Source organism: Rhizobium sp. SSA_523 (assembly GCF_030435705.1).
Taxonomy (GTDB): Bacteria; Pseudomonadota; Alphaproteobacteria; order Rhizobiales; family Rhizobiaceae; genus Neorhizobium.
Genome location: NZ_CP129382.1, coordinates 3,365,555 through 3,391,787 on the forward strand (window position 1 = coordinate 3,365,555; position 26,233 = coordinate 3,391,787).

The 26,233-nt window shown below is 62.8% G+C and carries 26 protein-coding genes and 2 tRNA genes; 19 read left to right on the forward strand and 9 right to left on the reverse strand.

Annotated elements, in window-relative coordinates; genetic code table 11:
* Positions 1 to 306: 306 nt before the first annotated feature.
* The 4 genes from QTJ18_RS24215 to QTJ18_RS24230 all read left to right on the forward strand — a co-directional run bounded on the left by QTJ18_RS24215 (position 307) and on the right by QTJ18_RS24230 (position 4,368).
* A complete protein-coding gene (locus tag QTJ18_RS24215) occupies positions 307 to 1,452 on the forward strand; it encodes an extracellular solute-binding protein (protein WP_252753724.1) in 1,146 nt (381 codons plus the stop codon).
* Positions 1,452 to 2,348, forward strand: a complete 897-nt coding sequence (locus QTJ18_RS24220; RefSeq protein WP_489667239.1) for an ABC transporter permease — start codon at positions 1,452 to 1,454, stop codon at positions 2,346 to 2,348. The genes QTJ18_RS24215 and QTJ18_RS24220 overlap by 1 nt, the downstream gene beginning before the upstream one ends.
* On the forward strand, positions 2,345 to 3,172 hold the full coding sequence (locus QTJ18_RS24225) for an ABC transporter permease (protein WP_252753726.1): 828 nt from the start codon (positions 2,345 to 2,347) through the stop codon (positions 3,170 to 3,172). Before QTJ18_RS24220 ends, QTJ18_RS24225 begins: the two co-directional genes overlap by 4 nt.
* Positions 3,173 to 3,252: 80 nt before the next feature.
* Positions 3,253 to 4,368 (forward strand): ABC transporter ATP-binding protein, encoded by a 1,116-nt coding sequence (locus QTJ18_RS24230; RefSeq protein WP_252753727.1) that lies wholly within the window; start codon positions 3,253 to 3,255, stop codon positions 4,366 to 4,368.
* 138 nt (positions 4,369 to 4,506) lie between these two features.
* Here the strand turns inward: QTJ18_RS24230 and QTJ18_RS24235 are convergent, their stop codons facing one another.
* Both QTJ18_RS24235 and QTJ18_RS24240 read right to left on the reverse strand, forming a co-directional pair.
* Positions 4,507 to 5,337 carry an inositol monophosphatase family protein gene (locus QTJ18_RS24235; protein WP_252753728.1) on the reverse strand — a complete coding sequence of 277 codons (831 nt, stop codon included), beginning with the start codon at positions 5,335 to 5,337 and terminating at the stop codon, positions 4,507 to 4,509.
* A 369-nt stretch (positions 5,338 to 5,706) separates the two neighbouring features.
* A tRNA-Thr gene (locus tag QTJ18_RS24240) sits at positions 5,707 to 5,781 on the reverse strand.
* Positions 5,782 to 5,934: 153 nt separating this feature from the next.
* Between QTJ18_RS24240 and QTJ18_RS24245 the strand changes: the two genes are divergently transcribed.
* From QTJ18_RS24245 to QTJ18_RS24290, 10 genes are all read left to right on the forward strand, one after another.
* A complete protein-coding gene (locus QTJ18_RS24245; protein WP_252753729.1) occupies positions 5,935 to 6,141 on the forward strand; it encodes a hypothetical protein in 207 nt (68 codons plus the stop codon).
* 170 nt (positions 6,142 to 6,311) lie between these two features.
* Positions 6,312 to 7,604, forward strand: a complete 1,293-nt coding sequence (gene murA / locus QTJ18_RS24250; protein WP_252753730.1) for a UDP-N-acetylglucosamine 1-carboxyvinyltransferase — start codon at positions 6,312 to 6,314, stop codon at positions 7,602 to 7,604.
* A gap of 100 nt (positions 7,605 to 7,704) precedes the next feature.
* The gene (locus QTJ18_RS24255) at positions 7,705 to 8,136 is read left to right on the forward strand and encodes a DUF2948 family protein (protein ID WP_252753731.1); all 432 of its coding nucleotides are present in this window, start codon (positions 7,705 to 7,707) and stop codon (positions 8,134 to 8,136) included.
* 209 nt (positions 8,137 to 8,345) lie between these two features.
* Entirely contained in the window at positions 8,346 to 9,644 is a 1,299-nt protein-coding gene (gene hisD / locus QTJ18_RS24260) for a histidinol dehydrogenase (protein WP_252753732.1), read from the forward strand.
* A 4-nt stretch (positions 9,645 to 9,648) separates the two neighbouring features.
* Entirely contained in the window at positions 9,649 to 10,122 is a 474-nt protein-coding gene (locus tag QTJ18_RS24265; protein WP_252753733.1) for a UPF0262 family protein, read from the forward strand.
* Positions 10,123 to 10,124: 2 nt separating this feature from the next.
* On the forward strand, positions 10,125 to 10,607 hold the full coding sequence (locus QTJ18_RS24270) for an arsenate-mycothiol transferase ArsC (protein ID WP_252753734.1): 483 nt from the start codon (positions 10,125 to 10,127) through the stop codon (positions 10,605 to 10,607).
* Between the two features lie 155 nt (positions 10,608 to 10,762).
* Positions 10,763 to 10,981, forward strand: coding sequence for a translation initiation factor IF-1 (gene infA / locus QTJ18_RS24275; protein WP_004435948.1), 219 nt, complete (start codon positions 10,763 to 10,765; stop codon positions 10,979 to 10,981).
* Between the two features lie 208 nt (positions 10,982 to 11,189).
* A complete protein-coding gene (locus QTJ18_RS24280; protein ID WP_252753735.1) occupies positions 11,190 to 11,810 on the forward strand; it encodes a Maf-like protein in 621 nt (206 codons plus the stop codon).
* 4 nt (positions 11,811 to 11,814) lie between these two features.
* Positions 11,815 to 12,021, forward strand: coding sequence for a DNA gyrase inhibitor YacG (gene yacG, locus QTJ18_RS24285; protein ID WP_252753736.1), 207 nt, complete (start codon positions 11,815 to 11,817; stop codon positions 12,019 to 12,021).
* 217 nt (positions 12,022 to 12,238) lie between these two features.
* Positions 12,239 to 12,314: transfer RNA gene (locus QTJ18_RS24290), tRNA-Phe, on the forward strand.
* Between the two features lie 348 nt (positions 12,315 to 12,662).
* On the opposite strand, the gene QTJ18_RS24295 is transcribed toward QTJ18_RS24290, so the two are convergent.
* Positions 12,663 to 12,992: a helix-turn-helix domain-containing protein gene (locus QTJ18_RS24295; protein WP_252753737.1), complete on the reverse strand. Its 330-nt coding sequence runs from the start codon at positions 12,990 to 12,992 to the stop codon at positions 12,663 to 12,665.
* Positions 12,993 to 13,074: 82 nt separating this feature from the next.
* Here QTJ18_RS24295 and QTJ18_RS24300 point away from each other — a divergent pair, with 82 nt between their 5' ends.
* Positions 13,075 to 13,350: a hypothetical protein gene (locus tag QTJ18_RS24300; RefSeq protein ID WP_252753738.1), complete on the forward strand. Its 276-nt coding sequence runs from the start codon at positions 13,075 to 13,077 to the stop codon at positions 13,348 to 13,350.
* Between the two features lie 37 nt (positions 13,351 to 13,387).
* Here QTJ18_RS24300 and QTJ18_RS24305 read toward each other — a convergent pair whose 3' ends face one another.
* The 6 genes from QTJ18_RS24305 to mprF all read right to left on the reverse strand — a co-directional run bounded on the left by QTJ18_RS24305 (position 13,388) and on the right by mprF (position 20,593).
* Positions 13,388 to 13,555, reverse strand: coding sequence for a helix-turn-helix domain-containing protein (locus QTJ18_RS24305; protein WP_252753739.1), 168 nt, complete (start codon positions 13,553 to 13,555; stop codon positions 13,388 to 13,390).
* A 148-nt stretch (positions 13,556 to 13,703) separates the two neighbouring features.
* Positions 13,704 to 13,997 carry a HigA family addiction module antitoxin gene (locus QTJ18_RS24310; RefSeq protein ID WP_252753946.1) on the reverse strand — a complete coding sequence of 98 codons (294 nt, stop codon included), beginning with the start codon at positions 13,995 to 13,997 and terminating at the stop codon, positions 13,704 to 13,706.
* 254 nt (positions 13,998 to 14,251) lie between these two features.
* The gene (locus QTJ18_RS24315; protein ID WP_252753740.1) at positions 14,252 to 15,505 is read right to left on the reverse strand and encodes a TIGR03862 family flavoprotein; all 1,254 of its coding nucleotides are present in this window, start codon (positions 15,503 to 15,505) and stop codon (positions 14,252 to 14,254) included.
* A 63-nt stretch (positions 15,506 to 15,568) separates the two neighbouring features.
* Positions 15,569 to 16,201 carry a TerC family protein gene (locus QTJ18_RS24320; RefSeq protein WP_252753741.1) on the reverse strand — a complete coding sequence of 211 codons (633 nt, stop codon included), beginning with the start codon at positions 16,199 to 16,201 and terminating at the stop codon, positions 15,569 to 15,571.
* A gap of 301 nt (positions 16,202 to 16,502) precedes the next feature.
* Positions 16,503 to 17,873, reverse strand: coding sequence for a virulence factor family protein (locus QTJ18_RS24325; RefSeq protein WP_289852124.1), 1,371 nt, complete (start codon positions 17,871 to 17,873; stop codon positions 16,503 to 16,505).
* A 119-nt stretch (positions 17,874 to 17,992) separates the two neighbouring features.
* Positions 17,993 to 20,593 (reverse strand): bifunctional lysylphosphatidylglycerol flippase/synthetase MprF, encoded by a 2,601-nt coding sequence (gene mprF, locus QTJ18_RS24330; protein WP_252753743.1) that lies wholly within the window; start codon positions 20,591 to 20,593, stop codon positions 17,993 to 17,995.
* Positions 20,594 to 21,536: 943 nt separating this feature from the next.
* Here mprF and QTJ18_RS24335 point away from each other — a divergent pair.
* The 4 genes from QTJ18_RS24335 (at position 21,537) to QTJ18_RS24350 (ending at position 26,230) form a co-directional block, all read left to right on the forward strand.
* Positions 21,537 to 23,159, forward strand: a complete 1,623-nt coding sequence (locus QTJ18_RS24335; protein WP_252753744.1) for a globin-coupled sensor protein — start codon at positions 21,537 to 21,539, stop codon at positions 23,157 to 23,159.
* Positions 23,160 to 23,245: 86 nt separating this feature from the next.
* The gene (locus tag QTJ18_RS24340) at positions 23,246 to 23,545 is read left to right on the forward strand and encodes an STAS domain-containing protein (protein ID WP_252753745.1); all 300 of its coding nucleotides are present in this window, start codon (positions 23,246 to 23,248) and stop codon (positions 23,543 to 23,545) included.
* Positions 23,542 to 23,907 carry a response regulator gene (locus tag QTJ18_RS24345; RefSeq protein ID WP_165215639.1) on the forward strand — a complete coding sequence of 122 codons (366 nt, stop codon included), beginning with the start codon at positions 23,542 to 23,544 and terminating at the stop codon, positions 23,905 to 23,907. Before QTJ18_RS24340 ends, QTJ18_RS24345 begins: the two co-directional genes overlap by 4 nt.
* Before the next feature lie 16 nt (positions 23,908 to 23,923).
* Entirely contained in the window at positions 23,924 to 26,230 is a 2,307-nt protein-coding gene (locus QTJ18_RS24350) for a chemotaxis protein CheA (protein ID WP_252753746.1), read from the forward strand.
* Positions 26,231 to 26,233 lie beyond the last annotated feature (3 nt).

The window sequence follows — 26,233 nt, forward strand, 5'->3', positions numbered from 1 at the left end:
GACCGATCAGGCGACATGCCGCTTTGGGAGTGGCAGACGACTTCTGAAATATAGTCTCGGACGATTAACGAACTCTTATTCCGCGAGGGCCAGCTGTCGGAACGCAACCCTTGTCCGGTCACATTCAGGGCGCTTCAGCCGCGCCGCCAGGACCGGCAATACCGGTGGCAAAAAACTTCGCACAGCTGTGCAAATTACAAGGAACTGTCATCGAACGATCATCCGACTGTCATTCAGCCTGCCTAGGGTGCAGCCGTTATTGCCGGCCCCGGAGCGGCCGGACGTCCCACAGCCGGAGACAGACCCATGAACAGACGCGAATTTTTGGCGGTAGGCTCTGCCGTTGCCGCCGTCAGCGCCCTTCCTTCCTTCGCCTTTGCCGATGACAAGACGATCCAGGTCTATAGCGGCTCGGACAACAATATCATCGACTTCTGGAACAACACCATCATCCCGGCCTTCAAGACGGCCCATCCGGACCTGACGGTGAAGCTGATCGATGCCGGAGACGATAGCGGGCTTCGCGCGATTGCCGACCGTGCTTTGGCCGCGCTGAAGGGCAAGACAGATCCGCAGGCCGACATGTTCGAGAGTTTCGACGCAAGACTGCCGGCAGGCGGCGTCGAGGCCGGCCTTTGGGTCGCCTTCTCGGCGGAGAATGTGCCGAGTTACGGCAAGGTCAATCGTGCCGCGGTCGACATGCCGCAGCAATTGCCCTATCGCGGTTCGCAGGTCCTTCTCGCCTATGACAAGACCAAGCTGGATCCGAAGGACGCCCCGAAGAGCTGGGTGCAGCTGGTGGCCTGGATCCAGAACAATCCCGGCCAGTTCATCTACAACCGGCCGGACAAGGGCGGCTCCGGCGGCAACTTTGTCCGCCGCGCGATCCACGAGGTGAATGGTCGCGATCCGTCGAAATTCACCCTTTCCAACTTTTCCGCCGATTATGCCGAAAAGACGCTGATGCCGGCCTGGGCGGCGCTGAAGGACCTGGCGCCCAACCTCTACGAAAAGGGCGCCTACACATCCGGCAATACGCAATCGATCCAGCTGCTCTCGCAGGGCGTGGTGACCATGGTGCCGGTCTGGTCGGACCAGGTGCTGCAGGCCATGGCGCAGGGGGTTCTGCCGGACACGACGGGTCTCGTCCAGCTGACGGACCTGGCGCTTTGCGGCGGCTTCTCGCGACTGACCGTGTTCTCCAACGGCGCCAACAAGGTCGCGGCCCTGAAGCTTGCCGATTTCCTGCTGTCGAGCGAGATGCAATCGGCCGTCATCACCGAAATCGGTGGCTTTCCGGGCGTGAGCTGGGACCATATTCCCGCCGAGCTGCGCGAGACATACAAGGATGTGGTGCCGACCTCCATCCCGACCTTCCCGGGCGGCGACTGGAATGCCGCGATCAATGACGGCTGGTACCGCAATGTGGCGACCGGCCTCGCACGCGGCTGATCATGGCAGAGACGGCAATCCTGTCCGCCGCGGCCGGCGGATCCGATGCAGCGACCGGGAGAAGGCTGAGAGGCCTTCTCCTCGTTGCCATTCCGGTTTTCCTGGTGGGCTGGCTGATCCTCTATCCGATCCTGTCGGCCATCGTCTCGACCCTCTTCGTGGCAGGGCCGGATGGCCTGGCCTTCAGCACCGCGACCTACCGGTTCTTCTTTGCCGATCCGTATAGCCGCGCCAATCTGGCGCTGACGCTCTGGACCACCGGCATCTGCGCCATCCTCTTGCTGCTCGTCGGCCTGCCGATCGCGCTCTATCTGCGTTTTTCCACCAGCCGCTTCGCCGATCTGGTGCAGAGCCTTGCCATTTTCCCGATGTTCGTGCCCTCGGTCATCCTGTCCTATGCGCTGATCCGGACAATCGGGCCGAATGGCACGGTCGATATCCTCCTCAACGCTCTGGGCCTGCCCAAGCTGCCCTCTCCTTATCTGACCCCCTGGGGTCCCGTGATCGGCCTTGTCTGGGATAATCTTCCGCTCACCGTCCTGATGCTGACGGCGGGATTATCGGGCATAAGCACGGCGTCGATCGAGGCGGCGCGCGATATCGGCGCCGGGCCGCTGCGGGTCTTCTGGCACATCATCCTGCCGCGCATGGGAAACTCCATCCTCGTCACCATCTCCTTCACCGTGCTTGGCATATTTTCCGCCTTCACGCTGCCTTACGTGCTGGGGCCGGCCTCGCCGGAAATGATGGGGCCTTTCATGCTGCGCACCTTCACCGATCTCTATGATCCGCTGAACGCCAAGACCCAGGCCGTCATCTCCTTCGTCTTCTGCCTGTTCTTCGGCCTTTTCTACGTCTGGTCGATCGCGCGCAATCAAAAGAGCCAGAGCCGATGATCCGGACCTTCTCCTCCACATCCGGCCGCTTCGACTGGACCGGCCTCGCCTTCGTCCTCCTCCTGGCGATTGTGATTGCAGTGCCGCTTCTCGTCGTCTTCACCTGGGCCTTCACCGAGGTCTGGCGCTATCCCGCGGTGGTGCCGCAGAAATTCGGCCTGCGCTTCTGGAACCAGACGCTCTCGCGCGCCGATGTCTGGGATGCGCTGTTCATCAGCCTCAGGCTGTCGGCCACAGTCACCGCCTTGTCCGCCCTCATCTGCCTGCCCGCGGCCTATGCCTTTGCGCGCATGCGCTTTCCCGGCCGGGACCTGTTCTTCCTCTCCTTCCTCGCCTCGCATGCCTTCCCGAAGTTCGGCCTGCTGGTGGCGATTGCCGCGATCTTCCTGCAGTTGAACTTGATCGCCACCTTCTGGGGCGTTGTCTTGATCCAGCTGGTCGGTACGCTGATGCTGATGATCTGGATCCCGGTCGCTGCCTTCCAGGCCGTCGACCGGCGCATGGAAGAGGCGGCCCGCGATGTCGGGGCGGGGCCCTTGCGGGTCTTCTGGTCGATCACCTTGCCGCAGGCAGGGCCGACCATTTTCGCCGCCGTTCTGCTGACATTCGTCTCGACATTCTATGAGACGGAAGGTGCCTGGCTGATCGGCGCACCGCAGATCCGTACCATGCCGGTGCTGATGATCAGCTTCATCAACAACCAGATCGTCATCCAATATGGTGCGGTTTTGTCCGTGATCCTCTGGATACCGTCCGTCATCGCCCTGGTCTTCGCCCGCCGGGTCATCGGAACGGGATCGTTTGCCAAGGGCTTCGGCGCCTGATCCGGCGCACAGCCCTGAAATGGGGGCTCCGAAAGGGGTCCTGAGAGAGGCCCGAAAGAGGCTCCAAAAGAGGTATGACAATGGCCAGACTGAAGGTCGATAATCTCCGCAAATCCTTCGCCGGCACGCCGGCGGTCGATGATTTTTCCCTCGACGTGGCGGATGGCGAACTGGTCTGCCTGCTGGGACCTTCCGGCTCGGGCAAATCGACCATTCTGCGGATGATCGGCGGCTTCGAACAGCCGACATCCGGCACGGTGCGCATTGACGGGCAGGAGGTCACGCGCCTGCCGCCGGAGCGGCGACCGACCGGCATGGTATTCCAGAGCCATGCTTTGTGGAGCCACATGAACGTCTTCAACAATATCGCCTTCGGGCTGAAACTGCGCGGCCTGCCGCGCAGCGAGATCAGACGCAAGGTCGATCACGCCCTGGAGCTTGTCGGCCTTGGCGGCTATGGCCATCGGCAGACCTTCCAATTGTCCGGCGGGCAGCAGCAGCGCGTGGCGCTCGCCCGGTCGCTGGTGCTGGAGCCCAAAATCCTGCTGCTCGACGAGCCCTTCGCCAGCCTCGACCAGCATCTTCGCGAGCGCCTGCGGGAGGAGGTGCGCGATATCCAGCAGAGGCTTCGCATCACCACCCTCTTCGTGACGCATGGCCAGGATGAAGCGCTTGCCATGGCCGATCGCATCGTCGTGCTGCGCGACGGGCGCTGCGAGCAGGTCGATGCGCCGGATCTCCTGTACCGCCATCCGCGCACGCAATTCGTCGCAGGCTTCATCGGGCAGATGAATTTCCTCGCCGCCAATGTCGAAGCCGGGCGCTTCCACCATTCGGATTTCCCGCTGCCAGTCGCGGTGCAGGATGGACCGGCTGTGCTTGCCCTGCGCCCGGAAGCGCTTCGGCTGGCACGATCGCTGTCGCCTGACGCGGCGACTGTGACCCGAGTGACCGATTTCGGCAGTCATATCATGGTCGATGTCGAACTTTCCGACCAAACACGCATCAAGACGATGACCGCGCCGGACAGCCGCTGGCAGAGGGGCGATCACGTCAGTCTTGTCGCATCCGATTTCGCTCTTTACCGGAACAATGCCCTTCTGATCAGAAGCAGCATGGAAGAAGCGACCAAGGCCGACACCACCGGTGCGGGCGGCAAAGCGGGTTCAGAAACCCTGAAGCCGGTGCCAGCCTGAGCAGGTTCCGGAAAAGTGTCCCACGGTTTTGCGACCGGAACCTGCGTCAAACAGTAAGCTAAGCGGACGAAGCGTTGGCCGGCCAATGCAGGTCTGCTTAAGGCGGCGCGCCGTATCCTGAGGGTCACGCAGACCTGATCAGGGGCCAGCCAAGCCCTCCAGCAGCCAGGCATGCATGCCGCCATTGGAGGCCAGGACATCGCCATTCCGGCTGATCGGCCCGCCGCCGAAGCCCGTCACCATTCCGCCCGCTTCCTCGATCACCAGGCAGGAGGCGCCGTAATCGTGCAGGGACAAGCCGTCTTCGAAAAAGCCGTCCAGCCGGCCGGCCGCGACATAGGCCAGCGACAAGGCGGCTGATCCCAATCGCCGCACGCCGGCTGTCTGTGCCATCAGGCGCCGGAGGGCGTGGAAATACCGGTCTTCCGTCACGCTCCGGACCTGGCCCGGAATGGGCAGGCCAGCGCCGATCAGCGCTTCCTCCACCGTCGAGAGCGGGCGGCAAAGAAGTCTCTCGCCGTTGAGAAAGGCGCCCTTTCCGCGTTCGGCGACGAACAGCTCGTCCTGCATGACGTCGAACACGACCCCGCAGGTGATCTTGCCGCCCTCCGAAATTGCGATGGTCAGGCCGAAATGCGGGATGCCCCAGGCGTAATTCGTCGTGCCGTCAATCGGATCGATGTGAATGCAGGGTGCGTCCTCAGCCGCTTCCAGATTGCCGACGGCCTCCTCGCCGCTGATGGCGTGGTCTGGAAAATCCGATCGCAATCGTGCCACGATCAGCTCCTCCACCGCCACATCGACCGCCGTCACGAAATCGCGCGGGCCTTTGGCCACCAGCTCGCCACCATAGCGGCGCCTGAGGGCGGACTTGGCCAGAGCCCCGCCATCCACCGCGGCCCGGGCAAGCAGGATCAGACGGTCGGAGGCAATCGAAGGCAGGCGCAGCGCGGAATCGGGGGAAAGCATGGGCACAGGTCTTTGCGGCAGGATGTCTGTTCGGATCGACGACATGTCAGGGAGGACAGGCCCGCAGCACTGCCCGATTTGTGCGACAGACTTGTGACGGTCCGCAGACCCGTGCGGACGATCGACGTCATGGATCCGCCCTGAGGGTCCATGCTGTGGGTCCATGCTGTGGCTCCATGTTGCGGGTCCATGCTGTAGATCCAGGCTGCGGTTGAGGCGGAGATGCGCGGGGCCGGACGCAAGATCTTCGTCTCGTACAGGGTGAGATTGGAAGCGGCCAGCGTAAGCCGAAAAGCCTTGCACATTCTCGTTCGGCCGTCGCCTAAGGGGCGGAGCCGTCTGGCCTGATGCTCTTTTTCTCTGAAGAAATGGTGCTGCCGAGTGGGATTGAACCACCGACCTCTCCCTTACCAAGGGAGTGCTCTACCACTGAGCTACGGCAGCATTGGCGCGACTGGTTTGTTGTTCGCGCTGCGGTGAGCGGGCTTCTGCCATAGCTTATCCGGGAGCGCAAGCCGCAAATTTGAAGTTCTGCGCTGAAATGGTGATTTGCCGTCGCCTCTTTGGCTTTCCTCCTATTTCGGCTATGACAAAAACATGAGTGAATCAAACGAATCGAGCACGCAAAAGGCTGAGCGCAAGGCGCGTCAGGAGGCCGCAGCGCAGCAGCGCCGGGCGCGCGCAGCGCAGAAGCTGCGCGAGAACCTGATGCGGCGCAAGCAGCAGTCGCGGGCCCGCCGCGCAGGCGAGGAGGATCCCACCTCCGGCCTGCCTGCCGCCAAGGCGGACGAATCACCGGCGTGATCTTTCCGGTCGCCATGTCGCCGACGTGAGCCGAAAAGGCGCATTTATTGTCCTGTCCGGCTCGCGCAAGGCGCCGGGCATTGAATTGAAGTGGCCGGGGATATCGTCTAAAGACGCCGTCTTTCGTGCTTGAACAAGGAAAGGCGGGTGAAAACGCCCGTGGTCATGCAATGGATCGCATCAAGATTACCGGCGGTAACGAGCTGCGCGGCATCATCCCCATCTCCGGCGCCAAGAATGCCGCGCTGCCGTTGATGATTGCATCGCTCTTGACCAGCGACACGCTGACGCTGGAGAATGTGCCGCATCTTGCCGATGTCGAAGGCCTGATGCGCATTCTCGGCAATCATGGCGTGGATATCGCCGTCAATGGCCGTCGCGAACGCCAGGAGGATGGCTATTCGCGCACCATCCACTTCACCTGCCGCACCATTGCCGACACCACCGCCCCTTACGAACTCGTCTCGAAAATGCGGGCGAGCTTCTGGGTGATCGGACCGCTACTGGCGCGGGAAGGGCGGGCGCGGGTCTCCCTGCCGGGCGGCTGCGCCATTGGAACCCGGCCGGTCGATCTCTTCCTGGAGGGATTGGCAGCGCTTGGCGCCAATATCGAAATCGATGGCGGCTATGTGAACGCCACGGCGCCGCAGGGCGGCCTCGTCGGCAGCCACTACAGTTTTCCCAAGGTCTCGGTGGGCGCCACCCATGTGATGATGATGGCGGCAACGCTGGCCAAGGGAACGACGGTGATCGACAACGCCGCCCGCGAGCCGGAAGTGGTCGATCTCGCCAATTGCCTGAATGCCATGGGTGCGCGGATCTCCGGCGCCGGCACCAGAGTGATCACCGTAGAAGGCGTCACCTCGCTGTCGGGTGCCCGGCACCGGGTTCTGCCGGATCGCATCGAAACCGGCACCTATGCCATGGCCGTCGCGATGACCGGTGGCGATGTGACGCTGCAGGGCACGGATGCCGCGCTTCTGGACAATGCCCTGGATACGCTCCGGCAGGCAGGGGCCGAGATCACGGAGACCGAAAGCGGCCTTCGCATCGTGCGCAACCGCAACGGAATCCAGCCCGTCGACGTGGTGACCGAACCCTTTCCCGGTTTCCCCACGGATCTTCAGGCGCAATTCATGGCGCTGATGACGCGCGCCGGGGGCGTTTCCCATATTACGGAAACCATTTTCGAGAACCGCTTCATGCATGTGCAGGAACTGGCACGCCTTGGCGCGCGCATCTCGCTGTCCGGCCAGATGGCACGGGTCGAAGGCGTGCCGCGGCTGAAGGGCGCGCCGGTCATGGCAACCGACCTTCGCGCTTCCGTATCGCTGGTGATTGCCGGCCTCGCCGCCGAAGGCGAGACCATCGTCAACCGCGTCTATCACCTGGATCGCGGCTTCGAGCGTCTGGAAGAGAAGCTGAACCGCTGTGGCGCCAATGTCCAGCGCGTCAGCGACTGAGCATCGCCTGTTGCGTCCGGGCCTCTCCCATCCTATCTGCTTGGATTGACGCGAAAGACGGCTGCAGCAGGGCTGCAGCCGACAGCACGAGGTGGTTCAGATGACGGATTTGAAGCTGTTGGCGCTGGATGCGGAGGACCTGCAGATCCTGTCCGCTCATATGCAGGACAGTGTCTTCAAGCCGGGGGATATGGATTGGGTGCCGAAGCGGGGGCAGTTCTCCCTGGTGGTCAACCGGTTCGTCTGGGAAAAGGCGGATCGCGGCAGCAAGGGCTATGAGCGCAGACGCGCGGTCCTCGCCTTCAAGCGGGTTGCGGCGGTCCGCACGCTCGGGCTTGATCGACGCCGTGCCGATGAGGTCTATTCCCTCCTGGCCATTCGCTTTCAGCCGAGGGGGGAGGGGCCGGAAGGCCAGGTCGAGCTGGTGCTGGCAGGCGGAGCGGCAATCAGTCTGGACGTTGAATGCATAGAGGCGCAATTGGCCGATACCGGCGGGGCCTGGGAAACCGATTTCCGGCCCAAGCACGATTGACCGCTGCGCCAGGGGCCGGCTTGCGAATGGCGGTCCGGCAGCTTGCTTGCGGATGTGGGTTTGGCAAGTGGCCGGAATGTGAGTGTGGAGCATGATCCCGAACCGGCATGATCAGGTCGGGCGGTCATGGCTCACCGAAGGGGTTCAAGCGCGCGCATCCGGCCTTTCGGGCGGAAGACGCGGCTTCTAAGTGAGGGAAACGGGGTTCAGTGGCAATCTGGCTTGAACAGGCATCGGCGGATTTCGAGGATCGTTTTGCAGCTTTTCTCACGACGAAACGCGAAGTCTCCGAGGACGTCAATGCGGTCGTGCGATCCATCATTGCCGATGTGCGCGAGCGCGGCGATGCCGCCTTGCGCGATTATTCCCTGCGATTCGACAAGGTGGATCTGTCAGAAACGGGCGTGAGGGTTACGGAGGCCGAGATCGATGCGGCCTTTGATGCGGTCGAGCCCGAGGTGATCGCGGCCTTGACGCTCGCTGCCGAGCGCATCGAGCGCCATCACGCCCGGCAGATGCCGAAGGATGACTTCTACGAGGACCAGATCGGCGTCGGCCTTGGATCGCGCTGGACGGCGATCGAGGCGGTGGGACTCTATGTGCCCGGCGGCACGGCGAGCTATCCGAGTTCGGTCCTGATGAATGCCGTACCGGCCCGTGTTGCGGGCGTGGAGCGCGTCGTCATGGTCTGCCCGGCTTCGGGCGGCGCCATCAATCCGGCCGTGCTCGTCGCCGCCAGGCTAGCGGGCGTCGGCGAAATCTACAGGATCGGCGGAGCGCAGGCGGTGGCGGCCCTGGCCTATGGCACGCCAAGCATCGATCCCGTCTACAAGATCGTCGGCCCCGGCAATGCCTATGTGGCGGCGGCCAAGCGCCAGGTCTTCGGTACGGTCGGCATCGACATGATCGCCGGCCCGTCGGAAGTGCTGGTCATTGCCGATGCGCAGAATGATCCCGATTGGCTGGCGGCCGATCTCCTGGCACAGGCCGAGCACGATGCCGGCGCGCAATCCATCCTGATCACGACCGACCGCTCCTTTGCCGAAGCGGTCGAGGCGGCGGTGGAGCGCCAGTTGAAGACCCTGTCGCGCAGCGAAACGGCGGCAGCCAGCTGGCGCGATTTCGGCGCAATCATCCTGGTGGAGACGCTTTCCAACGCCGTGCCGCTGGCCAATCGCATCGCCGCGGAACATCTGGAGCTCGCCATTGCCGATCCGGATGCGCTGCTTTCCGGCATTCGCAATGCCGGGGCGATCTTCATCGGGCGCCATACGCCGGAGGTCATCGGCGATTATGTCGGCGGCTCCAACCATGTTCTGCCGACGGCGCGTTCGGCACGCTTTTCCTCCGGCCTGTCGGTCCTGGATTTCGTCAAGCGCACGTCCATTCTGCGGCTTGGTCCGGATCAATTGAACGCACTCGGCCCCGCCGCCGTGACGCTTGCCCGTTCGGAAGGGCTGGATGCCCATGCCCGCTCGGTCTCGATCCGTCTCAACAAGGGGCGATGAGCCAATGGCCAAAGGCGACTTCCGGCTGTGCGACGTGGTGCTGGATGACAGCATCGGCCGTTCCACGCCGGATGTCGAACATGAGCGGGCCGTCGCCATCTTCGACCTCATCGAGGAAAACCGGTTCGAGCCCTCCGGCCATGACGGCGGGCCCTACAGACTGACCCTGTCTCTGGTGGAGCAGAAGCTGGTCTTTTCGATCACCACCGATCAGGATCAGCCGGTCGCCACCCATATCCTCTCGCTGACGCCGTTTCGCCGCATCATCAAAGACTATTTCATGATCTGCGAAAGCTATTACGAGGCGATCCGTTCCTCCACGCCCTCGCAGATCGAGGCGATCGACATGGGCCGTCGCGGCATTCACAATGACGGGTCGGAGACGCTGCAGGAGCGGCTGAAGGGCAAGATCGCGCTGGATTTCGATACGGCGCGCCGGCTTTTTACACTGGTCTGCGTGCTGTACTGGCGGGGCTGAGCATGAGCGAAGGGCCGGTCCCCGGAGGCAGGAATGAAAGGCCCGGCGCCATATTGTTCATGTGCGGCATGAATTCCATTCGCTCGCCCATGGCCGAGCTTATTGCAAAACGGCTGCTGCCGCCCGATATATATATCCAGTCCGCTGGCGTCCGCGCCGGTGATCCGGACCCCTTTGTCGAGGTTGTGCTTCAGGAAATCGGCCTCTCTGCGCCGAAGAAGCACCAGCCCCGCACGCTGGAGGAACTGGAAGATGATTATTTCGATCTCATCGTGACGCTCTCGCCGGAAGCCCATCACCAGGCGCTGGAACTGACCCGCTCCCATGCCGTGGAGGTGGTCTACTGGCCGACCTTTGATCCGACCGTCGAGACGGGCACGCGGGAACAGGTTCTGGATGCCTATCGCGGCGTGCGCGATGAGCTCTGGCGCCGCATTGAAGACCGCTTCGGCCGGGCCCGTCTTCAGGGGCCGCAGACCGTTTGAGCGGGGCGAAAATGCGGTGCCGGGCCGGGCAAAAGAATCGGTATGAAGGAAGGTTCACAAACGTGCGGCAAACGTGTAGTTTCCGCGCAATTTTGCAGGGTTCAGGCCACAGTCTGGCCACACCGATCGATCAACCACAGAAAGACATGCTCTAGATGGCGAAAGAAGAAGTCCTTGAATTCCCGGGCGTCGTAACCGAATTGCTGCCCAATGCGACGTTCCGAGTCAAGCTCGAAAACGAACATGAAATCATTGCTCATACGGCGGGACGCATGCGCAAGAACCGCATCCGCGTTCTGGCAGGTGACAAGGTTCTCGTCGAAATGACCCCCTACGACCTGACCAAGGGTCGCATTACCTATCGCTTCAAGTAAGGCAGTTCGGCGCGAGTGGTCTGATTTTGACATGTGCTCCCGTTTGCAGCACCCGTAAGAGCAAATGTCGAAATCTCCGGGACCCCGAGCAGTTTATGATTCGAGTGGACTCGTCGAATTTGACATTTGATCCTCAAGGTCGCAGGAGACGGGCATCAAATGTCAAATTCGTTCACTCGCCTGGCCGGCGCTCTTTTCAGGAAAATTCATGTCCCGGGATCAACAGCTCATCCTGGCCTCCGGCTCGCCGCGGCGCCTTGATCTTCTGAATCAGATTGGGATCAAGCCAGCACGGCTGATGCCGATGGACATTGACGAGACACCGAAGAGATCGGAGCATCCGCGTTCGCTCGCCCGCCGTCTGTCGACGGAAAAGGCCGAGGCCGCGCTCTCGGTCATCAATGGCGATCTCGCCTGGCGCAACAGCTATATTCTCTCGGCCGATACGGTCGTGGCGGTGGGCCGGCGCATCCTCCCCAAGACGGAGTTCATGGAAGAGGCTTCCGCCGCGCTGCACCTTTTGTCCGGGCGCGGCCACTGGGTCTATACCGGTGTCTGCCTTATCACGCCGGGCGGCCAGTTCCGCCAGAAAGTGGTGGAGACGAAAGTGCGCTTCAAGCGCTTGTCCGCGCGTGAGATCGAAGCCTATCTCGGCTGCGATCAATGGCGCGGCAAGGCTGGCGCCTATGCCATTCAGGGCATTGCCGGCAGCTTCGTGCAGAAGCTGACGGGCTCCTACAGCAATGTGGTCGGCCTGCCGCTTTATGAAACCGCCCTGCTCTTGAACGGAGAGGGGTTCGACGTCGCAATGCACTGGTCGGAGGGTTGATCCGATGGCACTTCCAATCGCACCCGGCGCCAAGGTGGAGCCGCTTCGCAAGAGCCGGCCATGCCCCGAATGCGGCAAGGCATCACAGCGCGACCATTATCCCTTCTGCTCCGATCGCTGCCGCACGCTCGATCTGTCGCGCTGGCTGAACGGCAGCTATGCCATTCCCGTTGCCGATGATGAAGCCAAGGCCGAGTGGAGCGAAGACTAGCCCTTAAGCGCTTGGAAAAGCCCGGTGCCAATGCCGGACTTGCGCCTTTTTCGTCAATGATTTCTAGGGGTTGAGGGGGTATTTCACCGGACTGTCAAAAAAGTGCCGAAAGGCGCTTGCCATGGCCGAGCAAGATGTTATAACCCCGCTCGCTCCCGGGGATTGAAGCCCCGGTGATCCTCGAAAGAGGGTCCAAGGCTCCTCTCAGAGCCAGGATGCCCGGATAGCTCAGTTGGTAGAGCAGCGGATTGAAAATCCGCGTGTCGGTGGTTCAAATCCGCCTCCGGGCACCATTTTTTTCAGAGATTTCAGCAAAATTCTGCACTTCTTTGTCTTGTGAAGACCGGTCAGCAACCTGTCCAGCCGCGCCAACCGGATCTTTGCCGTGCCTCTTAGGTGGCCCAGGCTTGGTCGGCAATGGACCGCCTGCGATCTGGCGGCGCCGATCCATCAGGTCGTCATCCGTCTGCAGGCTGAGACAGAAGCCTCCCGATGTGCCGAACTGATGTGTGAGCGGGATTCCGCCAGCGGTCAGAGCATGTGTCTTGAGAACGGCCTTAGGGGTCTGGCTGGGCATAGACGGAGCCTGCCTGCGCGTTCCCACTAACGGCTATCGGCTTCAGAAAATCTCTCAGCAGGTTTCACCTTCGGCGCAGGTTTATGACCGCTTCAGCCTGTGCGACGGCTGCCTCCAGGTCGCCGTCAGTCATGATATCGGCAGCGGCGGCGAGGCGATCGAGCAGGGCCACTCTGTTGTCCGCCGTCTCGGACACAGGCGCTGATAAGAGCTCACCGGGCGTTGATTGCAGAACGGCAGCGATCTTCACCAGGGTTGACAGATCGGGCTCCCGGCGCCCGGTGATATAATTTCCGTAGCGGCGTTCCGTCAGGCCGGCGCGCCGTGCCACCTCGGCATTTGAGAGACCAAGTTGCTGCGCGCGTCGCTTGAGGTTCAATGCGAATGATTCCATAGGAACAGATTGTTCCTGACACGAACCACGGGTCCATGTACAATATGGCGTCTTATAAGCCTTCGTTTCGTGGTGTCAGGCTATGTCGATCCCTTCAGTGTATCTCCCTTACATCGCCATTGCTGTGTTTGCCGGAGGCGTGGTTCTTTCCAGCGAATGGCAAAGGCGAATCCGGCCGCTGTTCATCCCGCCCGCCGAGATTGAAAAGCTGGCCGATGACCTGATCGAACGCTATGGAGAGCAAGCTGAGCAGTTTGCCGCCATGGAAGAGGATCGCGCCTGGCGCTATGCGCAGAGCTTCGAGCAGGGCAAATGGCGGCGGGTGCGCGCCGCACTTGCCCGGCGAGACCGCTGGTGACTGGGCCTCTTGCCGGGAAACCCCCGCGCTCTGGTGATCATCCGATTTCGGACAGGAACCTGTCGAGCAGCGCCGTGGGATCTTTTCCCATGGCCTTCACCAGCGCCGCAAACTCCAGCACGTCTATCCGCCGTTCCGCCCCTTCAACCTTGGCCACATAGGATTGCGTCTTGCCAAGCCTGTCGGCCACCTGCTGCTGGGTCATTTCAGCCGCGCGGCGTGTCTCCACAAGGAGTTCGACGAGACGCTGGTATTCCGGGCGGAGGGGCTTTTTTCTGTTTGCTCGCTCTCCTGGTGCGGACTGGGAGGGTCACATCTGCCGTGGTTTCGAGCGCGTCGCCGATACGAGGTGTTCAGGCGGCCCTAGGCTCAATGCTTGACAGGTCGCCCTCAATCTGGCGGCGGCGCTGCATCAGGTCATAATCCGCCTGCAGGCCCAGGAAGAAGCCTTCCGACATGCCGAAGTAGCGTGCGAGGCGCAGATCGGTGTCTGCGGTCATGGAGCGCTTGCCAAGCACGATTTCATTGATGCGGCGTGGCGGCACATGAACGGCGCGCGCAAGCGCGTTCTGGCTGACGCCCATCGGCTTCAGGAAATCCTCCAGGAGAATTTCGCCGGGATGGGGGTTTGGCAAAAGAGCAGTCATGGTAATCGACAAGATGATTTCCGTTTCAGGATCGGCAAAACCTTGGATCATGCGCCAATATAACGCGTTCCGTTGTATGACGCAACGCGTTATAGAACGGTGAGATGGACGGGCTGGGCGATGTGCCGGATCTCGTTCGTCTTAAATTCCTCGCTCAGTCTTTCTGGTCCTCATCGGCGGCACGACGCCATCTGGTGCGCTGCGCCTCGCCTGCGAGCTGAACAGCCTGCCAAGGCTGCCGGGTGTCGGAAAGATCAGGCGAAAGCGGGCGCATCTCCCGCGGCCTCTTCGCCGTCGAGATAAGCAAGAATCCCGTCGGCCGCGGCCTTGCCGGTGGCAAAGCAGGCGGTCAAAAGATAGCCGCCGGTCGGCGCTTCCCAATCGATCATCTCCCCGGCGCAAAAGAAGCCGGGAAGGGCTTTCAGCATGAAGTGCTCGTTGAGCGCCGCGAACCGCACGCCGCCGGCTGACGATATGGCCTCGGCGATCGGGCGTGGCCGCACCAGCGGTATCGGCAGGTTCTTGATCGCATGGGCCAGGGCCTTCGCGTCGCCAAGCGCTTGCGGATCGCAACATTCGCGCAGCAGGGCGGCCTTCACGCCGTCCAGGTTAGCGGCCTTGCGCAGCCGGTTGGCAAGGCTGGTGCCGGGGGCGAGCCTGGCGATCCGCTCGGCCAGAGCCGCTTCCCCGCGCCCCGGCGCAAGATCGAGCAGCAGCTCCGCCCGTCCCTCCTGCTCCAGCCGATCGCGCAGGGCGCTGGCATGGGCGTAGACGAGGCTGCCTTCGATACCATGCCGGCTGATGACGAATTCGCCCTGCCGGCTGCCGGCTGGGGAGGTCGCGATGACGGATTTTACCGGCGCCCCGGCAAAGCGGGTGCGAAACACATCGCTCCACGCACAGTCGAAACCGCAATTGGCCGGCCGGAAGTCGTCAATCTCGATGCCGCGGGCGCGGAAGGAGGCAACCCAGGCGGCATCGGAACCGAGCCGCGGCCAGCTGGCGCCGCCAAAGGCGAAGAGCACCGCATCGGCGCGCATCACCCGCTCGCCCTCCGGCTGGCCCTCCGGCTCGCCGATGCGCACACCACCCTGCGCCGCAAATCCGAGGAAGCGATGCCGGGTGAGGAGCGTCACACCCTGGTCCGACAGCCGCCGCAGCCAGGCGCGCAGGAGCGGCGAGGCCTTCATGGCATGGGGAAAGACGCGGCCGGAGGAGCCGACGAATGTGGAGCTGCCGAGATCGGCCGCCCAGCGCCGCACCGCATCGGGTGGAAAGCCTTCGAGCGCCTGCGCGAGGGGCGCATTCGCCCTGCCAAACCGGGTCCGGAACTGATCGAAGCCTTCCGAATGCGTCAGGTTGAGACCGGATTTTCCCGCCAGCAGGAATTTCCGGGCAAAGGTCGGCATTGCCTCGCAGACGGTGACGCGAAGCCCTGCGGCAGAGAGGCATTCGGCCGCCATGAGCCCGGCCGGCCCGCCGCCAAGGATCAGCACGCTGCGCTTCATTCGCCTTTCTCCCTGGCCGCCGCGGCAAACCTCCATAGGCCGGCTATCGCCCAGCTTGGCGCTTCAGGCCAGCCATTGCTGGACATAGGGCCAGACTTCCATGCCGCCATGATACAGCATGTTGAAGGTGACATAGACGATCACCGCCAGGCCCACATAGGCGATCCACCGGTGGCGGTGCAGCAGGCGGGCAACCAGATTGGCCGCAAGCCCCATCAGCGCGATGGAGACGACGAGCCCGACGATGAGCACGCTGGTATGCTCCTGGGCAGCGCCGGCAACCGCCAGCACATTGTCGAGCGACATCGAGACATCGGCAATGACGATCTGCATCGCGGCCTGGAAAAAGGTCTTGTCGACCTTCGTCATTTCCCGCTCGGCTTCGCTCAGCGCTGCGTCGGCCTCATGCCCGGCGGCGCGCAATTCGGTCCACATCTTCCAGCAGACCCAGCCGAGAAGCAGGCCGCCGATGAGTTGCAGTCCGACAATGCCGAGGAGATAGGCGGTGATGGTCGCAAAGCCTATTCTAAGCACGGTGGCGGCAATGATGCCGACCAGAATTGCCTTCTGGCGCTGTGCCGCCGGCAGGCCCGCTGCCGCCAGACCGATGACGATCGCATTATCGCCGGCAAGGACCAGATCGATCGCGATCACCTGAAAGAAGGCTGCCAGACCCGCAGCCGTAAAGATTTCCATGAATATGACGCCTTTCGCGAACCATGCCGACCGCCTGCGGCAAGGACATGCCTGTCATCCGCCTCTGCCGTTCTGCCCCAAACCTTAGAAGGGCCGGGAGTGATCGGCATGAGCCCCGAGCACTCCTGTGCATGTGGCATGCAGCGGCCGGAACCGGCAGGTGGCATGCCACAGCGCGAGGGTGCAATAGCGTCGCTATAATCGGATGGATCGGCATGGCAAGCGGAATTTGCCGGTCCGCGTCCCGCTCCCGCTCAATCTCCGGGCACAAGGCCGGATCGGATGCGCCGGACCTGCCGCCTTAGCGCGCCAGCCGGGCTTTTAGAGCCGTCAGAATGATCTGGGCGAGCTTCTGGTAATCCTCGTCGAAATGGTGGCCGCCCTCTATGCCGAGAATTTCGATGCCCTGGCTCTTCAGATCGCTGCAGGCTTCTTCATCGTCTTCCGTGCCGTAGATACATTGCACCAGGGCCGGATCGATGGATTTGAGATCGACGGCAGGATCGCCGCCATTGCCGCTTCCCTGTCCGCCCAGCCAGCCGGTCACGGAAATCTCGAATTCCGCCGAATGCGACAGGCCGAGAAGGCTCATGAAGACGACCTTCTTGCGAACCGCCTCCGGCAGGCGGTTGAAGGTCGAGGGCAGGATATCGGCGCCGAAGGAATAGCCGATCAGCATCACATGCTGGACATTCCATTGCTTTCTGTAGGTCTTGATGATCCGGTTCAAATCGGCAGCCGTCTCGTCGGCGCTCTTCTCGGACCAGAAATAGCGCAAGGCGTCGACGCCAACCACGGGAACGCCGTCGGCCTGCAGCACGGCACCCACTTCGCTGTCGATATCGCGCCAACCGCCATCGCCGGAATAGATGATGGCGAGCGTATCCAGCGTCGGCTTGGTGTCCAGGATCGTCAGCGGCAGGTCGAGAGGCTGATCGCTCGACCCGGCCGCATCAAGGCTTTCCGTCAGCGCCGCGATGAGCGCCTCCCGTGAAGAGCCCTGGACATCGGTCAGGTCGATCTCATCGTGGCTGGCCTCCAGCGCCTTCACATGCGCCCTGCCGTCTGCATCGGCATTGCCGGTGAAAAACACGCTGATCGGGGCGGGCAGGGGGCCGTCGGTCAGGCCATAGCGCATGGCGCCGCCCTCGGCCGGCGTCTTTTCGGCCGGCGTGCAGAGAAGCTTGGAAAAACGAAGGCTCGCCTGCGGGTCCACCGCAATGGCTTCCCCTATCGTTGCCGGCGGACTTTGCGCCATCATGCCGAGCACGAGGGCGCCGCCGGCGCCGGTGCCGGCGATCACCGGCGAGCGATAACTGCCGGCGCCAAGCGCGCGCTGCACCTGCTGGGCAAGGGATTCGATATCGGAAATCATGTAGATGCAGTCGTCCTGATCCTTGTCCAGATTGGCAAGGTAGGTCGGCAGGTCTATGCCGATGACGAGCGCGCCCTTGGCCGAGAGGGCATCCGCCTCCTTCGCCTCGCCATCCGTCCAGCCATCCGCGTCGGAGAGAAGGAAGATATTGGCCAGGAGCTTTCCGGCCGGCTTGTAGATGTGTGGCGAGGGGATCATGCCGAGATCGAAACTCTGGCTGGCGAGGTCTTTCACCTGCGCGCCTGCCGGACGAGCGACGCCCGGAAGAGGCAGGGCCAGCAGGCCGATCAACAGCATGCGGATGGGAGAGATGGCCGATTTCGACCTGAAAAGCGTCCGGACAGGCGAAGCCGGGATGAGCCTGCATGTCGCTGCGATGCTGCGCGACCGAGAGATCGCCCGATGAAGAAAATGTCTCATTTGCCTACCACGCCTCGCACGCCGCCGCTGATCAGCAGCGTCACATCCATCAATGCGAGAACGACGCCGGTTCCTCCCGCAACCGCCATATAGCGTGGCTGCCAACGTGGGTGGAATTTAGACTTGAACGCGCGCAGACCCCGGAAATTGTAGAAGCGCTCGCCATGTTCGAAAAGCGTATTGCCGATCCGGTCCCAGACCGGTGCGGCTTCCCGCTTCGACATGCCCGAGAGCGGCGCCATGCCCAGATTGAAGCTGCTATAGCCGGACGCCTTCAGATGATCCATCAGGCTCACGAAGAGGAAATCCATGGCGCCCTTCGGCGCATCGGCGGCAAAGCGCATCAGATCGACACTGGCTTCCGATTTCATCTCCGTCACCAGCACCGTGGTAAAGGCGACGATCCGCTCGTCCTTCCTCAGCACGGCGACCGGCAGGGACGAAATATAAGCATCGTCAAAGGCGCCGAGCGAGAAACCCTTTTCGCGTGTATCATGCTGCGCCAGCCAGCCATCCGATACTGCCTTCAGCTCAGGCAGGATTGGCGGGACCTCCGCCGGCTCGAGAATGGAAAAGCTCATGCCCTCGCGCACGCCCTTGCTCAGCGCCTGCCTAAGCGCAGCCAGCCGGCTTCCCTTGAGCTCGAAGGCGGTCAGGTCCACGAATGCCATCTCGCCAAGCTTGAAGGCCCTCAGCCCGGCATCGGCGCAGAAGGACAGAAGCTGCGGCGAGACCTGGTAGAGGACCGAGCGCCCGCCAGCGCCGCGCGCCTGCTCGACGAACCGCCAGATCAGTTCGCCGGTCTCCGATGGGTCGCCGATCGGATCACCGAGCGCGATCCAGGAGCGCCCCTGCACGCCATACATGATGAAGGTCCTGCCGCTATCGGAGAACATCACCCGTTTGTCGCCCATGCGCACCAGGTTTGCATCGGCATTGTCGCAGCCGTTCAATATGGCGATGGCGCGATCTATGTCGTCCTGCGTCACCGGCGGCGGGTGGTGAAAGGCCGGGCGCAGCAGGCTGAAAATCGCCGCCGCCATGGCAAAGATGGCAACCCCCAGAAGCGCGCGCAGCCCGCGCGGCGCCTCACCGATGAATTCGAATTGCCACCACAGCTGGCGGCTGTATTCCACGTCACGGTAGACGAAGAGCAGGATCGCGGTCGCGCCCGCCAGGATGACCAGCATCGCCATGACCCAGGGCAGGCTGAGCACCTGGCCGAAGAGCGAGGCGGGGCGGCGAAACCGCTGGCCGTTGAGAAGCAGGGCGGCGATGAAGACGCCGAGAAACGTCGCTTCCACCAGCGCAATGGCGCGCAGGAAGGAGAAAAGGAAGGCGAGGCCGGCGGCCACCAGGGCCGCCCACCAGGCGCCGTCCAGCCGCTGCGCCAGCCCGCGCGAGGAAATGACAAGCGCAAGTCCGAGAAGGCTCGACAGGAAATGCGCGCCCTCCACGACGGGAAGCGGAATGATCCGCGCCAGCAGGTTGAGGTCTGTATCGGGCGTCGGCGTCACGCTGGAAAAGATCAGCATCGTGCCGAGCAGCAGCGCGAAGGCCGATAGCAGAGGCGGCGAGATGCGCGCCGCAACGGTGCCGATATCGCCCGCCAGCGGATGGCGCGCCAGCGCCCGTGCTTCCGAGACGACCACCGAAACGATCGCCAGCGTCAATGGCAGAACGTAATAGATCAATCTGTAGAGCACCAGGCTGCCCAGCAAGCGGTCGAGCCCGACGGTGTCGCCAAGTGCGCCGATCATAACGGCTTCGAACACGCCCAGTCCGGCCGGCACATGGCTGAGCACGCCGAGCCCGATGGCAGCGGAGAAGATCGTGAAAAAGGAGAGCCAGCCGATCGTGCCCGGCGGCAGCAGCACGTAGAGAACCGATGCCGAGACCGCGATGTCGAAGGCGGTAATCAGGAACTGCCGCGACGAGGTCAGCGTGTCGGGCAGGCGGATGCGAATGCCCAGCAATTGGAACGAGCGGCCTTCGCGCCCGATATAGAGCAGGCCGGCCAGCAGGAGGAGAATGGTCAGCGCGCCGAGGCGCAGCCAGGCGGGGTCGATCCCGACGATCACCGACAGGCGCGGCGCGGCGATCAAGGAGGCGATCGCGCTCACCGCCAGAAGCCCGAGGCCGAAGGCGAAGGTGACGAAAGCGATCACCCGCGCCACGTCTTCGGGCGACAGGCCAAGCCGGCTATAGGCGCGAAAGCGGATCGCGCCGCCGCTCAAGGCGCCGAAACCGGCGGTGTTGCCGATGGCATAGGCGCTGAAGGCGGTGATGGCGACGGGGATCTTCGGCAATTTGCGGCCGATATAGTCAAGCGCGTTGAGGTCGTAATAGATGAGCGAGGCGAAGCTGAGCGCCGTGAACAGGATGGCCAGGCCGATCGAGCTCAGATCAGTCTCCGCCAGAGCAGCGATCACATCGTCATAGCGGACTTCGTTGGTCAGCTTGTAGACCGCAAATGCCATAATGCCGAACACGGCAAGCATGGCGGCCGAGGCAAAGGCGACCCGATAACGCGCAAAGCCGACGAAGAACGAGGTCTTCTCCGGTGCGGGCGCAGGCTGGCTCGTCTCATTGGGCATGGGTCACCTCAGGTGAATTTCGGTATAACCGCCTTCAGTGACAGATATTCGAGCAGGACGGCAGCAAGCCATCTCGCGCAAATCAGGTCAAAAATACGGCGCACTCGCAGTCTCCAGGCGGGCAACCCCGATTGCCTTTATCTTTTGCGGACCGGCCTCGGCATTCAACGAACCTCGCATAGTCTTCCGAGGTGCCCCCACGCCTTCGCGCGGCAGTGTGGCGACGCGCGGATTTCTTTCCGGCATCATTCAATTTGTCGGCAAAATTGCCCGGCCTGTTCCAAAATCGAACAGCATCACGTCGCCATCGTGATTGGGTTTCGATCCTAGAGCACCACACATCGGCTGCGCCGCCGCCGGTCGTCCGATCGGGCGCTGACCGTAACGGTCAGCAGAATGGCGACAGCAATAAGAGCTGCCGTTACATGCAGAACAATCATTGTCCTTATCTCCGAAACATCATGCTTGATCCCATTTTTGGTAGCCATTTCATCTTGCACGGAGCTTGCGCCCAAGTTTTCGTCGCGCTCGCTATTTAAGCCGGTGGGAAAAGCCGCGGCTCTGATCTGCCATTAACCTTCAGGCAAGGAATTAACCATACAAATGATCCAGGACGGCGAGATGGGGTGATCCGCACTGACCCCTTCCAGGCATGAGGCCGCTGCGTCGTACCGGTTCTGCTCCGGTATCTTCCATGACATTCCCGTGTCGACGGCTGGGTTCAACCCGCAAGCCGGCTAGCCGTTTCGTGACGTTGCGGCTCGGCCGAGGCTGGAGTCCCGACTGTTGCCGTTGCCCTGCCCGGACGGAGACAGACATCCGTCGGGCTCGCGCTGCCGGACACGCATCGAGAAAGACCGCCGGCGGAGCACATCAGCATTCGCAGCGGCAACGAAGTTTCACGCCGAGCCAATCCGGTTCGGCGCATCATTGGGGACGGGCCTTGGCTCAGGACGCATCGACGGATCAGGCACGAAAGGCACAGGCAAACAGCCTGCGCGACCGGCTTGCCTTCGCGGGCCTGGATGCCGAATGCTGCGATCTCCTGCGCCGCTTCCGTCCCGCGCTCGAGGAGCGCCTGAAGGAAGGGCTGCGCGATTTCTTCCAGCGGCTGCAATCCTCGCCGGACGCCATGCGCCATTTCGAGAGCGACCTGCAGATCGACCGCCTGCACGATCTCCAGGCCTCGCACTGGAGCGTTCTGACCGATGCCCGCTTCGATGCCCTGTATGCCGAGCGGGTGAAAGTGCTCTCCGATGCAGAGAGCCGCATGGGGCTCGACCCGCGCTGGCATATTGCCGGTCATGCGGTCATGCTCGAAACTCTGGTGTCCGGCCTTGTCGAGCAGCTGGCGGCAAAATCGCTGCTGCCCGCCGGCCGCAGGCGCGACCGTGAAATTGCCGATGCGATCCAATCCGTCATCCGTCTGGTGATGGTGGATCTCGAAATCGCCGTGTCGCTGCGGATCAACGATCTGAGAAACCGCCACCATCGGGCGCTCGCCGCCCAGCGGCAGCGGGACCAGGCCGAAGCCAACGATCTGTTCGGCCCGCTTGCGGCGCGATTGGCGGCAAAGGATCTGACTGCTGCGGTCGGTGAGGACCGTCCGGACGTCTATGGTGAATTGTCCGGCCTGCTCGACCAGGCCCTGGACGCCATGCGTCTTGCCATGGAGACGGCGACGGCCAAGGTTGTCTCGGCCGAAAGCCTCGCAGTCAGGCTGGCCGAGACCGGCCGCCGGCTCGGCCAGGAACTGGATGACTGTTCGCAGGAGGTCTCGCAGACGGCGGCCGAGATCGCCGAGCTGGCAGACAGGGTCCAGCGCAGTGCCGGCGAGGCCGGAATGACCGAAGAGGCCGTGGCCGGCGCCCGCCGCTCGGCCGAAGACAGCGGCGATGTCGTGGGCAAGGCGATCAGCGCCATGGCGGATATCGAGGTTTCGGCAGAGCGGATCGGCCAGATCATCGGCGTGATCGACGAGATCGCCTTCCAGACCAACCTCCTGGCCCTCAATGCCGGGATCGAGGCGGCCCGCGCGGGCGAATCCGGTCGCGGCTTCGCCGTGGTCGCCCAGGAAGTGCGGGCGCTGGCACAGCGGTCCGCCGATGCGGCGCGGGAGATCAAACAGCTCGTCACCGGAACGAAATCGCAGGTTGATGCGGGCGTGAAGATGGTCCACCGCACGCAGGACGCGATCGGCGGCATCGTGGCGCAGGTTGCCGGCATCAATGTGAAGGTGGCGGAGATCGCCCGCACCACCGATGAACAGGCGCAGTCGCTGACGCGGATCGCCGGCAGCGTCCAGACCCTGGACGCAAGGCTGAAGGGCGGCGCGAGGATTGCCAGGGATATCGGCGGCGACAGCGAGGACCTGCACACCGTCATCCTGGAGCTCGGGCGCACGGTCCGCGAATTCCGCGTGGCGCGGGAAAGTGCGGGCCAGCCTTCATGGCCGGTGCGCAAGGAGAGCGAGGCTGCGGATAAAGTTCGCCTCGACCTTCTGCCGGGCGACGAAGACATTGCCTTTCTCGAGCAGCCGGTGGCGGCCTGGGGGCGGTCGGCATGAGCAAGGCTTTCAAGATATGACCTTTATCGGAATGGGCGCCGGCAATGCACAGCGCGGCAGCCGCAAGAGCAACGAGGATTGATGGAATGGCAAGCACGACTGCAGGGACAGGAAGCGTAACCTTGGCTTCGGTGCTGGACCTCAATGAGGCATCCGTGCTGCACGGCCAGTTGAGCAATCTGCGCGGCAGCGACGTCTCGATCGATGCGTCACGGGTCGAGCGCGTCGGGGTTCAGTGCATTCAGGTCCTGATGGCTGCGGCCACGGCCTGGCAAGAGGACAAGAAGCGCTTCGTCATCGAGAAGGTCTCGGATGCGTTCGACAAGTCCTTGCAGCTCATTGGCATCAATTTGGATCATTTCATCGCTAAGGAGAATCAGCAGTGAAGAAGAAGATTTTGACCGTCGACGATTCAAGGACGATCCGGAACATGCTTCTGGTGACCTTGAACAATGCCGGCTACGAGACGATCCAGGCCGAGGATGGCGTGGAAGGGCTCGAAGTCCTGGAAGAATGCAATCCGGACGTCATCGTCACCGATATCAACATGCCGCGCCTCGATGGCTTCGGCTTCATTGAAGGCGTGCGCCGCAACGACCGCTATCGGGCTGTTCCGATCCTCGTCCTGACCACCGAAAGCGATGCAGAAAAGAAGAACCGCGCGCGCCAGGCCGGTGCGACGGGTTGGATCGTCAAGCCTTTCGATCCTGCAAAACTGATCGACGCGATCGAGCGTGTAACCGCCTGAACCGGGAATTCCTGCGATGGATATGAACGAAATCAAAGAGATCTTCTTCCAGGAATGCGAGGAGCAGCTCGCCGAACTGGAATCTGGTCTTCTCAAGCTCAATGACGGCGACCGCGACCCGGAAACGGTCAATGCTGTTTTCCGTGCGGTCCACTCCATCAAGGGCGGTGCCGGCGCATTCGGGCTTGATGACCTGGTTTCGTTTGCCCATGTCTTCGAGACGACGCTGGATTGCGTCCGCTCCAACAAGCTGGAGCCGACGCAGGACGTGCTCAAGGTCATGCTGAAGTCCGCCGACGTGCTGGCCGATCTGGTCACGGCATCGCGCGATGGCGGCAGTGTGGATGCCGCGCGCAGCCGTTCGCTGGTGAAGGAACTCGAGGCCCTGGCAAGGGGTGAGCTTCCCGCGGCGACGGCCGAGGCGCCGAAGCCGGCCGCAGCCAAGCCGGCTGCGCCCAAGCCGGTGCCGGCAGCGCCCGAAGCCGCCGCACCGCCGCCGACCGATGAAAGCGGCTTCCAGCCGATCCCCTTCACATTCGACGGGTTCGAGGAAGACGAGCCGACGATCGAGCCCTCCAGGTTCGAAGTGTCCTTCCGGCCCCGCCGCGAGCTTTATGCCAAGGGCAATGAGGCCGCGCTCCTGCTGCGCGATCTGTCCCGCATCGGCGATATGAGCATCAATTGCGACATCCAGCAGCTGCCGGCCTTCGACAAGATGGATCCGGAAGGCGCCTATTTCGGCTGGACCATCGAAGTCAAGACCAGCAAGACCGAGCAGGATATCCGCAGCGTCTTCGAATTTGCCGAATGGGATTGCGATCTCGACGTCAAGCTTGCCGAAGGCGTGCAGGAAGAGCTGCCAATGGTGCCGGTCCCCTTCGACCTGAGCATCCTGGATGACGGCGCCGAAGAGGGTGACCACGATGCGGCCCATGGCGACGATGACGGCGCCGGCCAGGCTGCGGCCGCAGCCGTTGCGGCGGCCGAAACCGCCAGCAATGTCAGCACCATGACGGCCGCCGCCGCGCGCGTCGAGAAGAAGGAAAGCCAATCGGCCGCGGCAGCGGCCAATGCCGCCAGTGCCGCCAATAGCAGCGCCGGCCAGACGATCCGCGTCGACCTCGACCGCGTCGATCGCCTCATCAATCTCGTCGGCGAACTGGTCATCAACCAGGCGATGTTGTCCCAGAGCGTCATCGAAAACGACACGACGGGCACCTCGTCCATCAATATGGGTCTCGAGGAGCTGCAGCAGCTCACCCGCGAGATCCAGGATTCGGTGATGGCGATCCGCGCGCAGCCGGTCAAGCCGGTCTTCCAGCGCATGTCGCGTATCGTGCGCGAAGTGGCCGACATGGTCGGGAAGTCGATCCGCCTGGTGACGGAAGGCGAAAATACCGAAGTCGACAAGACGGTCATCGACAAGCTCGCCGAGCCGTTGACGCACATGATCCGCAATGCCGTCGACCACGGCATCGAAAGCCCGGAAAAGCGTGAGGCCGCCGGCAAGAATCCGGAAGGCACGGTGCGGCTGACCGCCAAGCATCGCTCCGGCCGCATCGTGATCGAACTCGTCGACGACGGCGCCGGCATCAATCGCGAAAAGGTCAAGCAGAAGGCGATCGACAACGATCTCATTCCCGCCGATGCCAATCTTTCGGACGAGGAAATCGACAACCTGATCTTCATGCCGGGCTTCTCGACCGCAGACAAGATCTCCGACATTTCCGGTCGCGGCGTCGGCATGGACGTCGTCAAGCGCTCCATCCAGGCACTGGGCGGCCGCATATCGATCAGCTCGCGTCCGGGCCAGGGCTCGACCTTCACCATGAGCCTGCCGCTCACGCTTGCCGTGCTCGACGGCATGGTGGTCACCGTGGCCGGACAGACGCTCGTCGTGCCGCTGACGGCGATCGTCGAAACCCTGCAGCCGGAAGCGTCGAACATCCATTCCTTCGGCGCCAACCAGCGGCTGATCTCGATCCGCAACTCCTTCTGCCCGCTCGTGGATGTCGGCCGGATCCTGAACTTCCGGGCAAGCCAGGCCAATCCCGTAGAGGGCGTGGCGCTTCTGGTGGAATCGGAAGGCGGCGGCCAGCGGGCGCTGATGGTGGATGCAATCCAGGGCCAGCGCCAGGTGGTCATCAAGTCGCTTGAGGCAAACTACACGCATGTTCCGGGCATCGCTGCAGCGACCATTCTCGGCGATGGACGCGTTGCGCTCATCCTCGATGTGGATGCCGTCGTGGCAGCCTCGCGCGGCCAGTCGCTGCGCCAGGAAGGCGGCATGAAGTCGGATCTGGCGCTTGCGGCAACCGGCTGAGAA